A 12,853-nucleotide genomic window follows, 5' to 3' on the forward strand; every position below is an offset into this window, starting at 1 on the left:
GAAAAACTGGGATTTTTTTTCAATTTTGAAACTTTAATTGTCTTAATTGTTTTGCATGTTGAAGGGTGGTCTCGCTAATTTCGACACCACCAGTCATACGAGCAAGCTCTAATATCCGTTGATCTTCATCAAGCTCAACGATAGTGCTGCTAGCAGGGTCTGTTTGTAGTTTTTTCACTAACAAATGTTGGTCCGATTGCGCTGCAACTTGGGCTTGATGTGTAATACATAGAATTTGAACATGTTGACCTAATCCAGCCAATAAGCGACCGACAATCTCAGCTGTCCCACCACTGATACCCACATCAATTTCATCAAAAACGAGTACTTCAGCTTCGGTTTTTTCTGCATTCATGACTTGCATGACCAATGCAATACGTGACAATTCACCACCAGAGGCAACCTTCGCAAGCGGTTGAGGTGGAATCCCTTTGTTTGCTGTGAACAATAATTGAATAAAACTAAACCCTTCAGATGAAGGCTGCTCCAGAGGATCGAAACGGAATTCAAAATGAGCTTCTGGTAAAGCCAGTTGTTTGACTTGTTCTGTTAAGAGTTTGGCTAAGGGCTCTGCTGCTTTACGACGAATATCATCTAGATATTGAGCTTTCTCTATAAACTGTTGATGTGAAATTTCAACTTGTTCAGCCAAAGTCTCTGGATCTTCAAGCTGATGTAATTGTTCTAGCTCTGCCTGCCAATGTTCGTATTCTGATTTTAAATCTTCGGGTTGTACTCGATATTTGCGCGCTAAACGATGGAATATTTCCAGTTGTGTGTTTAACTCTTCCATTCGTTCAGGATCAAAACTCTGACGGTCAATGAATTGTTTTAAATTAGCACTGGCATCATCGAGTTCACTTTGCGCATTTAATAATGAGTTATAAATTTCAGAGAGTAAATCACTACGACCTGCATGAGATTCAAGCTTGCGAATAATACTTGAAATTTCCTGAGTGATATTTTGATCAGACTCATCTAAAACGTTGATTGCATAACTACAATCTTGCATGATGTGTTCATGATGACTTAAGCGATCGAACTCTTGTTCAATTTCTTTATAGTCAAGTCGAACCACTTCTTCTAATTCTTCTAATTGAAGATTAAGTATCTCAATGCGTTGAAGGCGGGTGGTCTGTGCATCAAGCGCAGCTTGATGCTGTCGGATATTTTTTTGCCATGCGTTATAACTGTCTTTGACAGCGAGCGTATGCTGACCAAAATTGCTGTAACGATCCAACCAATGTTTTGGATAGGGTGGTTCTAACAATTGTTGCTGACTATGTTGGCTGTAAAGTTGGACTAAGAGTCTGCCAATTTCCTTTAATTCTGACAGGCTACTTGGACGTCCATTGATCCAAGCTTTACTACGACCTGTAGCAAATATTACCCGTCTTAGGTGAATTTCACCTGATTCATCTGCCAGCTCATGAGTGCTTAACCATTCAGCTTCGGGACTTTGATCTTGATAACTAAATACGGCTGTAACATCAGCCTTATCTGAACCATAACGTACGTAATTCGTATCAGTACGCTCGCCTAAACACGCTGATAATGCATCGAGTAATAAAGATTTACCTGCACCAGTTTCACCCGTAAGAACATTGAAACCTTGATCAATATCAATGGCTAAGTTATCGGCTAAAGCAAAGTTGATCAGATTAAGGTGTGTCAGCATAAACGCATCCGAGCTGCGAAAGTGTGGATTCTAAGATAGAGAAATTTTGTTTTAGTCTCAAGTCACGACATTTGAATATGAGAACTTTTAATTTGCATTTTAACTGAAATTAGGTTGATTACTAGTGACTGAATATATTCTTTTACCTGTGTACAAAAGATACATAGAAGAAATCAAAAAAATCTTTAAATTTCATCAATAGGGAATAAAAGTTGCTTATAAAAACCATTGCAAAACACTGATTGATTAGTTGCTCGAGCGCAATTAAACTACAGCAATTAAAATTTATAAAATGCGCATTATTTGGAGAATACGCATGTCATCACAATTTGATCATGTATCTGTTGTAAAAAAATCAAATGTTTATTTTGGCGGGACGTGTATTAGCCACACTGTTCAATTTGAAGACGGTACGAAAAAAACACTTGGGGTTATTCTACCGACGGAACAACCGCTTACTTTTGAAACACATGTACCAGAGCGTATGGAAATTATTTCTGGTGAATGTCGTGTCACAATTGCAGACAATGAAGAACATGAGCTTTTCCGTGCAGGGCAGTCGTTTTACGTGCCTGGTGAGAGCCGTTTCAAAATCGAAACAGATGACGTATTAGACTACGTTTGTCATTTCGAAGGCTAATTACCAAAAAAAAATTTGACCAACATTCAATGGTCAAATCGGTTAAACTATTAGCTATATAAAATCCTGTAAAGTTGGCTTTGCGGGATTTTTCTTTTCTATATTATTGTATTGTCTTAGTGAGTTGAGGTCGTTCATGGCTAAACCCGAATATTATTATGGCGTTCATTCTGTGGAGTCATTGTTGGAGTTAGAACCTGAACGCGTTTTGACTCTATTTGCACTAAAAGGTCGTGAAGATCAACGTTTAAAACGTATTTTTGAGTTGGCTGAACCTTTCGGAATTAGTATTCAAAAAGCGAGTCGAGACAGCCTTGAAAAACTGGCTGGACAACCTTTTCATCAAGGTGTCGTTGCTGCAGTTCGTCCTCATCCAACGCTGAATGAAAATGATCTTGAGCAATTAATCAAAAGTACAGACAATGTTTTTTTACTAGCGCTTGACCAAGTGACGGACCCGCATAATTTGGGTGCGTGTATTCGAACTGCGGCAGCCATGGGCGTACACGCGGTTGTTGTTCCTCGTGATCGTTCTGCGAGCTTAACACCAACGGCTCGTAAGGTTGCTGCTGGTGGTGCAGAGAAAGTTAAATTTATCCAAGTGACGAATTTGGCTCGTACTTTAGCTAAAATCAAAGATGATTTTAATGTACGAGTGATTGGCACGATGTTAGATGAGCATGCTCTACCTATTCACGAATGTGATTTGACTGGTCCTGTCGTAGTGATTATGGGTGCTGAAGATACTGGTTTAAGACCGATTACTCAGGCGCAATGCGATCACAAAGTTTATATTCCAATGAGTGGCAATTTACAAAGTTTGAATGTGAGTGTGGCGACAGGCATGGCACTTTACGAAGCGTGTAGACAACGTCAAGCCTAATTAGAGATGGCACTTTCAGATCGAGCCCAAGGCTATTTTTTTCTTATTACTACCATGTGCATCTGGGGGGGATTTACCCTCACTGCACGATTAAATGCGCTATGGCATATCAATACGTGGGACATTGTGGCACTGCGTTTTTCACTGGCTTTTTTGATCTTAATGCCGATTTTACTTTATCGTAGAGAAGCCTCTTTTTTACTTAAAAAAGAACCATTTATCTTGGCAATGATTGGTGGTGTGATCTATTGTTTGTTGGCTTATAGCGCATTTCACTATGCACCGACTGCGCATGCTGCAATTTTTCTCAATGGTTGTATTCCTATTTGTACTGCCATCGTGGCTTTTATATTGATGAAGCAGGCTTTTGATCGTCATACATGGGCAAGTTTGATCATTATGATCACCGTGCTCGGTATTATGAGTCTCCTGATGTATCGTGAATCTGGCATTCCTTTTGGTGCTGGTGATGGATTATTCTTCTTGAGCGCCATTTTTTGGGCAATATTTACCGTATTACTGCGTAAATTCCAACTGAGTGCATGGCAGGCGATGTGTGGGGTTGCCATCTGGTCAGCCGTGATTTATGTACCCATTTACGTGTTATTTTTACCCAAAGATCTTAGTACTCCTGAGCCTCAGCATTTAATGTTTCAAACAATATTTCATGGCATATTTGTGGTCATTATTGCAACTTTAACTTATGTGGAAGCGATTAAAAGACTCGGGGCTTTTAAAGCAGGGAGCATTACCAATTTAGCACCTTTTTTAGCTGCAATTTTGGCAGTGCCTTTGTTAAATGAACCTTTAAGTATTGCGATGTTATTTGGGTTGTTGGGTATGGCGATAGGCGCATTACAACCATGGCGATGGCTGGGTCGCCAAGATGCACTAAGCCAAAAACTTGAGCAACAAAAAAAGCAGTCTTCTTAGACTGCTTTTTTTTAATCTAAGCTTGTTGTGCAAGACTAAGATAATATTGGTGTTTTACTGCGAGTTGTTGATAGAGATGATCAAGTTCACCATCATTAATAACAACATGGTCTGCACGTTTTAATTTTTCTTCACGAGACATTTGCGCACTCATTATTTTTTTAATTTGCTCAATGTCTTGATGATCACGTTGCGAAGCACGCAAGATTTGTAATTCTGTGGATGCATCGATTAGTAAAGTACGTTGAGTAAGTTGGTGTTGATTGGTTTCAAATAAGAGTGGGGAAACTAAAATGGCATAAGGACTGGTCGCCCGTTGTAGTTGTTCAATAATCGATAGGCGAATTGCAGGATGCGTAATATTTTCTAATATCTTTCTAGCTTCAGGATGTTTAAAAATATGGTCTCTTAACGCTCTGCGGTCGAGTGCGCCATCTTCCAATAGCACCCAATCCCCAAAATGATCTTTAATTTTTTGTAGTGCAGGTTTTCCAATTTCAACCACTTCACGTGCTACGATATCTGCATCAACAACAGTAATACCTTGTGTTTCAAACCACTGACTTGCAGCAGTTTTTCCACTTCCAATACCACCTGTTAAGCCCAAAATAAAGCGCATGTAAAAAACCTTGTAATTATCATAATGGGGCTTATTTTAGCTTAACCGCCTAAATAAACCTTCATAATTTCGTTACCCCATAAGAATGCAATCCATCCAGCAATCGCAATATAAGGTCCAAAAGCAAAGTGCTGATTTTCTTTTTTGACTTTCATCAAAATGATGCCGATGATTGCACCGACTAAGGATGAAAGTAGGACAATGAGCGGTAATAAAAATGGACCCATCCATGCACCAAGCGCGGCCAGTAATTTGAAGTCGCCATATCCCATTCCTTCTTTGCCTGTCACGATTTTAAATAGATAGTACACCACCCATAAACAGAGGAAACCGATCAAATATCCCCAAATTGCGGAGGTAGGTGAGGTGTAGAGTGCATAGCTATTTACCGCTAAACCAAGTGCAGCCAAGGGGAGAGTATATCGATCGGGTAAAAGTTGTGTATCGAAGTCGATGAATGTGAGTGCGATCAGTGTCCACGTTAAAATTAAGCCAAAAAGCATTTGTAGGCTTGGACCAAATACCGCGACGACCACTAATGAGCAAACAGCAGTCAAAACTTCTACCAGTGGATAACGAATACCAATCGGATTTTCACATTCACCACATTTTCCACGTAAAAATAACCAACTTATCACGGGGATATTTTGATACCAACGAATAGGTGTTTTACATTTCGGGCAGGTCGATGCAGGTTTACTTAGCGTGAGTTTATCTTCATCAATTATGGCTTGGTCGGGATGTAAAAGCATCTGACAGTCTTGACGCCATTCTTGCTCCATCATTTTAGGTGTGCGGTAAATGACAACATTTAAAAAACTGCCGACACATAAGCTGATGATTCCTACAGTTAAATAGAGTGCTGTAGGCGATTGAATTAAATACCCAATTATTTCGTTCATTACACCACAGAACCCATTTGGAAAATTGGAAGATACATTGCGATGACTAAGCCGCCGACCAAGACACCTAGAATGGCCATAATTAAGGGCTCCATCATGGAGGTTAAGCCATCGACTGCATTGTCGACTTCACTTTCATAATGGGTTGCAACCTTATCTAGCATAGCATCGAGTGAACCCGATTCTTCACCAATCGCTACCATTTGCACAGCCATAGATGGGAATAAATTGGTCGAGCGCATAGCGAAATGAAGTTGTTGACCAGTCGCAACGTCGTCACGAATACGCATAACTGCTTGCTCGTATACCACGTTATTCGTTGCGCCAGCTGTTGATTGGAGTGCATCGATTAAAGGGACGCCGGCAGCAAATGTGGTTGAAAGTGTACGGCTATAACGTGCGATAATTGCTTTATAAACCAAATCACCAAAAATAGGCAGCCTTAAAGCCGTGCGATCTAATGCATCCGCAAATTTTTGACTACGTTTTTTGGCTTCAATAAAGCCGATAATGGTCAGCGCGATACCAATAATTAAAATAAACCAATATTTTTGCACCCACTCAGACATTGCCACTACGAGTTGCGTGAACGCAGGTAAGTCTGCGCCAAATGAGCTAAACATCTCAGAGAAGACAGGAACCACTTTAACCATCAAAATAATGGTCACAATAATTGCAACCACGATGACAGCAATTGGATACTTCATCGCTTTTTTAATTTTTTGTTTGAGAACTTCACTTTTTTCTTTATAAATCGCGACTCGATCGAGCATGGTTTCAAGCGCACCTGATTGCTCACCTGATTCTACCAATGAGCAGAATAACTGATCAAAATGCTGAGGATATTTGCGTAGTGCACCTGCAAAAGTATTACCACCTTCGACCTCAGTTTTAATACCCAAAACCACTTCACGCATTGCAGGATTATCTAAGCCTTCTGCAACAATTTCAAAGCTTTGAACAAGTGGTACACCTGCTTTCATCATGGTGGCAAGCTGACGCGTAAAGATGGTGATGTCCAAAGTAGACACTTTCTTCTTCATTAAGCCTTCAAGAATATTCTTGCGCTTCTCGCGGATACTACGCACCGTAATGCCTTGTTTGCGGAGCATGACTTTTGCAAGTTGAATATTACGCGCAGGCATTTCACCTTTAACTTTGGTTCCCTTGCGATCCACGCCGTCATATACAAACGTTGGCATCATCTGTGCTTTTTTCACCGCCATAATGATTTCCTTATTTTTAATTATTCACTGGTCACTCGATTCACTTCTTGTAAAGAAGTAAGTCCGTTCATGACCTTAATTAATCCTGAACGTCGAAGATTCTTAAACCCCAGTCTTTCAGATGCAGCTGCAATCTCTAATGCATTGCCATCATCCATAATAATCTTCGAAATTTCAGGTGTCACTTTCATGACTTCATAAATACCGACACGTCCTTTATAACCATCACGGCACTCAGGACAACCGACAGGTTGATAAATTTTAAAATCTGGATCTGCTAAATCCTGTTCTGTGAATCCCATTTCTAACAAACTTGGTTTAGGAATATCAGCAGGTACTTTACAGTGTACACACAGTCGTCTAGCAAGTCGTTGAGCAATGACGAGATTCACCGAAGTTGCAATATTAAAAGAGGGAACCCCCATATTGCGCAACCGGGTTAAGGTTTCAGGAGCACTATTGGTATGAAGTGTAGACATCACCATGTGGCCTGTTTGTGCTGCCTTAATTGCAATTTCAGCTGTTTCGAGATCTCGAATCTCCCCGACCATAATAATATCAGGATCTTGACGCAGGAATGATTTCAATGCGACTGAGAAGCTTAAGCCCACTTTATAGTTGACGTTGACCTGATTAATGCCTTCTAAGTTAATTTCTACGGGATCTTCTGCTGTAGAGATGTTGGCATTTTCAGTATTTAAAATATTCAATCCTGTATAAAGCGATACTGTTTTACCAGAACCTGTTGGACCCGTAATCAGTAACATGCCTTGAGGCTTCTCAAGTGCCTCAAGAAATAAAGCTTTCTGATCTTCTTCATAACCTAATGCATCAATACCGAGCATTGCACTAGACGGATCCAAAATACGTAATACGATTTTTTCACCAAATAAGGTTGGCAATGAGTTAACACGAAAATCGATCGCTTTAGTACGAGATAATTTAAGCTTAATACGGCCATCTTGCGGAATACGCTTTTCTGAAATATCCATTTGAGACATAACTTTCAAGCGTGAAGCTAATCGATTCGCGAGTTGCAATGGTGGATTTGCAATAGTTCTTAAAACACCATCAACGCGGTATCGAACTCGGTACGTTTTTTCATAAGGTTCGAAGTGTAAATCTGATGCACCCATGCGAATGGCATCAACTAAAAGCTTGTTGATGTACTTAACAATCGGGGAATCATCACCTGAAGGACCATCATCGTTATTATTTTGCGGTGTATCGTTCTCGACCACATTAACGTCAAGATCTTCATCACCGAAATTGAAATTCTCATTTTCAGAAAAATGCTTTTCGATCAGTTTTTCAAGTTTATTATGTTCTACAGTAATAGGAACGACGTTTAATTTACTATTAAATCGAATTGCTTCCAATGCTTCGATATCTGTAGGATCACTCGTCGCTACAAATAAAGATATACCTCGTTGATATAAAGGTAAGATTAAATGTTTTGTAACAAGATTTTCTGCAACGATATCTTTGGGTAGTAACTCAACATTATATGCATCTAAATCGAACAGTGGCTCCCCAAACTCTTGAGCAACCATTTCAGCAATCGTATTTGCTCGTATTTTGAGATGTTCAACGAGGTAAGGTACTAATTTTTGGTGAGATTTTTTTGAATTAATAATAGCATTTTGCATTTGCTGGGAGGTCAAAATGCCTTCATCAACCAAACGACGACTTAACCCAGAAAATTTTGGCCCACTTTGATCTAAAGTCATCCCCAATACGCCTTAAATTCATTTTATAATTCGAATACTAAAATTATACGGTTATAAGTAGAAAATTCTATACTTAAAATCATTAATATTATCCGAATACTATGAAAAAATTGAATTTTTTCACTAATTCTGGTGGGTATTGTGTCTTAGGTTGTCTTTTTTTAAAGAATTCTAGGTGCTGAATCTGTATCCATTGAATTTTTACGTTAATTTTTTAAAATCCGTGTAGAATGTGCGCATTTTTGATAGAAGGTTAGATCTATGTCGGGTTCGACAATTACTCCGTGGGTTGTAGGCAATTGGAAAATGAACCCAATGCAGGCTAACACGCAACAGCTTTTAGCTGATTTGAAACAACAGCTTGAGCAAGCTTCAATCCCTCATGATGTTTGTAAAATTGGTGTTGCGCCAACTTTATTGGCTTTACTCCAAGTAAAAAATGAACTTGCAACAGATGCTCATGAAGTGTTTGTGGTCGCTCAAGATGTATCACGTATTGCGGGTACTGGTGCATTTACAGGTGAAGTTAGCGCAGATCTTTTAAAGGATAGCCAAGTCGATTATGTATTAATTGGACATTCTGAGCGTCGTGAAATATTTAATGACACGCCTGCGATTCTTAATGAAAAAATAAAAAATGCTTTAGCTGCTAACTTACATATCATCTATTGTGTGGGTGAAAGCCTTGAACAGCGTGAAAGTGGGCAAGCTGAGCAAGTGGTGTTACAACAAATTTGTGACATTGCAGGTGTTGTGAATCCAGAGCAATGGGTGCATATTACCGTCGCCTACGAGCCAATTTGGGCAATTGGAACTGGTAAAACAGCTTCCCCGGATGATGCACAAGCAATGCATGCTAAAATTCGTGAAGGATTGAGTCAAATTACACCTGAAGGTCAAAACATAGCAATTCTTTATGGTGGTAGTGTAAAACCTGAGAATGCTGTTGAATTGGCAGCATGCCCTGATATCAATGGTGCCCTTGTAGGCGGTGCATCACTCAATGCAGAATCATTTGTTCAAATTGCGCAAGCATTTGCCCAATCAAAATAATTAGGAGTTCATCATGCAATCTTTTGTACTGGTGCTACACATCATTTTAGCGTTATTGATGATTATTTTAATTCTAGTACAGCATGGTAAAGGTGCAGATGCAGGTGCGTCTTTTGGCGGTGGCGGTGCAGCGACTGTATTCGGCGCTTCTGGTTCTGGTAACTTCTTAACTCGTTTAACCGGGATACTTACTGCTTTATTCTTTATCACAAGTATTAGCTTGGCTTACTTTGCGAAGCAGCAAACGACAGATGCTTATGGTTTGAAAACGATTAACACAACTGAGCAAGTTGATCAAAAATCGCCTGAAACTTCATCAACTGCACCAAAACCAGCTGAATAATTGAATATTTCGCTTTCAATTTTTCATTGAAACCACTAGAATGCGTCACAGCTGCGGTGGTGGTGGAATTGGTAGACACGCTACCTTGAGGTGGTAGTGCTTTCGGGCGTGGGGGTTCAAGTCCCCCCTTCCGCACCAACTTATAATCCAGAAGTTTAAGTTGGTGTTTGCAGCAAAATCTGTTGATGCGGGATGGAGCAGTCTGGTAGCTCGTCGGGCTCATAACCCGAAGGTCGTTGGTTCAAATCCAGCTCCCGCTACCAATCAATCCTATAATTAAGATGCAAACTTAAGATAGGCAACTTAAACAAGGTTTGAGTTGAGATATACTTTTTGCACGTTGATGCGGGATGGAGCAGTCTGGTAGCTCGTCGGGCTCATAACCCGAAGGTCGTTGGTTCAAATCCAGCTCCCGCTACCACTTTTGATTAAGGTGCAACTTAATCAAGTCTAATTAGAAAATTTTTCTGATTGAAAAATGATTCAAATTTAGATATAATTTTGCACGTTGATGCGGGATGGAGCAGTCTGGTAGCTCGTCGGGCTCATAACCCGAAGGTCGTTGGTTCAAATCCAGCTCCCGCTACCAAGTTTCTAAAGAGGCTCACAACTAGGTGGGCCTTTTTGCACAGTGGGCATTGCTTTTCTGTGCAATAATGGGGGCGAATGCGCCCTTTTTTGTTATCTATCGTGTAGTGTGGACATCAATTGGTCAAATAATCATGCTATCACTATAGTTAGTCTGTGTCGGTCTGTTGGCCGATTGAATCGCACATAAATGACGAGAGTAAATGAAGTTATCAAATAAAACCCAAGCATTGTATGAACTGATCGCACCCGCTGTTGAGGCGTGCGATGTTGAACTATGGGGTTTAGAATTTACACCTCAGGGTAAGCGTTCGCTAGTACGTATCTACATTGACAAGCCTGAAGATCCAAACAAAGAACCTGTTATTTCCGAAGACGGTGAAATTGATCTTGGTCGTGGTGTGGGTGTGCAAGATTGTGTACGTGTTACCCAACAAGTTGGTGCAATCCTCGATGTTCATGATCCAATTTCTGGTGAATATGCATTAGAAGTTTCATCACCAGGTTGGGATCGCACTTTCTTTAAACTTGAACAGATGCAAGCATATATTGGTCAACAAGTTGCTTTACGTTTGATTTCTGCAGTGGATAACCGCCGTAAATTCCAAGCGAAACTGGTTGCTGTAGATGTAGAAAATGAAATGATCCAAGTTGAAGTTGAAAAGCAACAAGTGCTCGAGATCGATAGTCACAATATCGATAAGGCCAACTTGATCTACCAAGACTAAATTAATCTTAACTAAAAGAATTTGAATAGTAGGTGACTTATGGGCCGTGAAATTCTTACCGTTGCTGAGACGGTTAGTAATGAAAAAGGTGTTAGTCGTGAAGCGATTTTCGAAGCGCTCGAGCAAGCTCTAGTTGCTGCAACGAAGAAAAAATTCTACGAAGGCACAAATTCTGAAGAAGCACAGTTGCGCGTTGAAATCGATCGTAAGACTGGTGAATACCGTACTTTCCGTCAATGGACTGTAGTAGCAGATGAAGATCATGAAATGCCTGCATGCCAAGACGCGATTTCTGATGTGGACCCAGCGAAGTGGTCAATCGGTGATGTGCGTGAGCTTGAAGTAGAATCAATTGAATTTGGTCGTATTGCAGCTCAAATCGCGAAGCAAGTTATTGTTCAGAAAATTCGTGAAGCTGAACGCGCGCTTATTGCAGATGCATATGAATCTAAAGTTGGTGAGTTAATTTACGGTGAAGTAAAGAAACAAACTAAAGATGGTTTCATCATTGACCTCGGTGAGAATGCGGAAGCATATCTTGCACGTGAAGAAATGATCGCAAAAGAAATTTTACGTCCTAAACAGCGTGTAAATGCGATTTTATTTAACGTAAACCGTGAAGGTCGTGGTGCGCAGCTACAACTTTCTCGTGCTAAGCCAGAAATGTTAATGGCATTGATGAAAAAAGAAATTCCAGAAATTTCTGAAGAAATCATCGAAATTAAAGCTGCTGCACGTCAACCGGGTGTTCGTGCTAAAATTGCAGTGAAAACGAACGATCATCGTATTGATCCAGTTGGTGCATGTATTGGTATGCGTGGAACACGTATTCAAGCTGTACAGCAAGAATTGAACGGTGAGCGTATTGATGTTGTAGTTTGGTCAGATGATCCAGCTCAATATATCGCAAGTGCTTTAGAGCCAGCAGATGTATCGGGTATTGTGATTGATGAAGAAGAACGCACAGCAGATATTATTTTTGCTACAAGCGATCAATTGGCGCGTGCAATTGGTTCTCAAGGTCAAAACGTACGTTTAGCTTCTGAGTTAACTGGTTATAAGCTCAATATGATGCTTGAAGAAGAGTACCGTGCTCGTCAACAAAATGAAGCACAGCAATATCTCGATATGTTTGTAGGTCGTCTTGATATTGAAGAAGACCTTGCGATGGCATTGGTAGAAATGGGCTTTACTTCACTTGAAGAGATTGCTTACGTTCCAGCTGAAACATTTGATGAAATCGAATTAGATGCAGAAACGGTTGAGCTTTTACAAAGCCGTGCGAAAGAAGTTGCATTAGCAGATGCACTGAAAGAGCAAGAAAATATTCAAGAACCGAGCGAAGAGCTTCTAGCGATGGAAGGAATGAGTTCAGAGCTTGCTTATGCATTAGCGGCTCGCGGTGTAATCACAGTAGATGATTTAGCAGATCAGGCAACTGATGATATCTCTGATATCGAAGGTTTAGGTGCTGAGAAAGCAGGTCAATTGATCATGAAAGCACGTGAATCATGGTTTAATTAACGAGGA

At 40.2% G+C, this 12,853-nt stretch carries 12 protein-coding genes and 4 tRNA genes; 11 read left to right on the forward strand and 5 right to left on the reverse strand.

Features of this window, described 5'->3' with window-relative positions:
* Window positions 1-19 precede the first annotated feature (19 nt).
* Complete coding sequence (gene recN, locus FTV32_RS11085) at window positions 20-1,678, reverse strand: DNA repair protein RecN (RefSeq protein WP_180028660.1); 1,659 nt, start codon at window positions 1,676-1,678, stop codon at window positions 20-22.
* Window positions 1,679-1,994: 316 nt separating this feature from the next.
* Here recN and FTV32_RS11090 point away from each other — a divergent pair, with 316 nt between their 5' ends.
* The 3 genes from FTV32_RS11090 to FTV32_RS11100 all read left to right on the forward strand — a co-directional run bounded on the left by FTV32_RS11090 (window position 1,995) and on the right by FTV32_RS11100 (window position 4,134).
* A complete protein-coding gene (locus FTV32_RS11090) occupies window positions 1,995-2,318 on the forward strand; it encodes a pyrimidine/purine nucleoside phosphorylase (RefSeq protein WP_092766653.1) in 324 nt (107 codons plus the stop codon).
* Window positions 2,319-2,454: 136 nt separating this feature from the next.
* Entirely contained in the window at window positions 2,455-3,201 is a 747-nt protein-coding gene (gene rlmB, locus FTV32_RS11095; protein ID WP_180028661.1) for a 23S rRNA (guanosine(2251)-2'-O)-methyltransferase RlmB, read from the forward strand.
* 6 nt (window positions 3,202-3,207) lie between these two features.
* A complete protein-coding gene (locus tag FTV32_RS11100) occupies window positions 3,208-4,134 on the forward strand; it encodes a DMT family transporter (protein ID WP_180028662.1) in 927 nt (308 codons plus the stop codon).
* 16 nt (window positions 4,135-4,150) lie between these two features.
* Here FTV32_RS11100 and coaE read toward each other — a convergent pair whose 3' ends face one another.
* Genes coaE through pilB form a run of 4 tightly spaced genes read right to left on the reverse strand, consistent with a single transcriptional unit; the run spans window position 4,151 to window position 8,611 of the window.
* Window positions 4,151-4,753 (reverse strand): dephospho-CoA kinase, encoded by a 603-nt coding sequence (gene coaE, locus FTV32_RS11105; protein ID WP_180028663.1) that lies wholly within the window; start codon window positions 4,751-4,753, stop codon window positions 4,151-4,153.
* A 41-nt stretch (window positions 4,754-4,794) separates the two neighbouring features.
* Window positions 4,795-5,655 (reverse strand): A24 family peptidase, encoded by an 861-nt coding sequence (locus tag FTV32_RS11110; RefSeq protein WP_180028664.1) that lies wholly within the window; start codon window positions 5,653-5,655, stop codon window positions 4,795-4,797.
* Complete coding sequence (locus tag FTV32_RS11115; protein ID WP_035266014.1) at window positions 5,655-6,881, reverse strand: type II secretion system F family protein; 1,227 nt, start codon at window positions 6,879-6,881, stop codon at window positions 5,655-5,657. The genes FTV32_RS11110 and FTV32_RS11115 overlap by 1 nt, the downstream gene beginning before the upstream one ends.
* A gap of 20 nt (window positions 6,882-6,901) precedes the next feature.
* On the reverse strand, window positions 6,902-8,611 hold the full coding sequence (gene pilB, locus FTV32_RS11120) for a type IV-A pilus assembly ATPase PilB (RefSeq protein WP_035266015.1): 1,710 nt from the start codon (window positions 8,609-8,611) through the stop codon (window positions 6,902-6,904).
* A gap of 261 nt (window positions 8,612-8,872) precedes the next feature.
* Between pilB and tpiA the strand changes: the two genes are divergently transcribed.
* The 8 genes from tpiA to nusA all read left to right on the forward strand — a co-directional run bounded on the left by tpiA (window position 8,873) and on the right by nusA (window position 12,847).
* Window positions 8,873-9,664 (forward strand): triose-phosphate isomerase, encoded by a 792-nt coding sequence (tpiA, locus tag FTV32_RS11125; RefSeq protein WP_180028665.1) that lies wholly within the window; start codon window positions 8,873-8,875, stop codon window positions 9,662-9,664.
* Window positions 9,665-9,677: 13 nt separating this feature from the next.
* Window positions 9,678-10,007: a preprotein translocase subunit SecG gene (gene secG / locus FTV32_RS11130; protein WP_035266018.1), complete on the forward strand. Its 330-nt coding sequence runs from the start codon at window positions 9,678-9,680 to the stop codon at window positions 10,005-10,007.
* A 53-nt stretch (window positions 10,008-10,060) separates the two neighbouring features.
* Window positions 10,061-10,145 (forward strand) — tRNA-Leu (locus FTV32_RS11135).
* Between the two features lie 48 nt (window positions 10,146-10,193).
* Window positions 10,194-10,270: transfer RNA gene (locus tag FTV32_RS11140), tRNA-Met, on the forward strand.
* A gap of 81 nt (window positions 10,271-10,351) precedes the next feature.
* Window positions 10,352-10,428: transfer RNA gene (locus FTV32_RS11145), tRNA-Met, on the forward strand.
* A 91-nt stretch (window positions 10,429-10,519) separates the two neighbouring features.
* Window positions 10,520-10,596: transfer RNA gene (locus FTV32_RS11150), tRNA-Met, on the forward strand.
* A gap of 202 nt (window positions 10,597-10,798) precedes the next feature.
* Window positions 10,799-11,323: a ribosome maturation factor RimP gene (rimP, locus tag FTV32_RS11155; RefSeq protein ID WP_035266019.1), complete on the forward strand. Its 525-nt coding sequence runs from the start codon at window positions 10,799-10,801 to the stop codon at window positions 11,321-11,323.
* Window positions 11,324-11,362: 39 nt separating this feature from the next.
* Window positions 11,363-12,847 (forward strand): transcription termination factor NusA, encoded by a 1,485-nt coding sequence (gene nusA / locus FTV32_RS11160; protein ID WP_035266021.1) that lies wholly within the window; start codon window positions 11,363-11,365, stop codon window positions 12,845-12,847.
* Window positions 12,848-12,853: the final 6 nt, after the last annotated feature.

This window comes from Acinetobacter sp. YH16032 (assembly GCF_013417345.1).
Lineage (GTDB): Bacteria > Pseudomonadota > Gammaproteobacteria > Pseudomonadales > Moraxellaceae > Acinetobacter.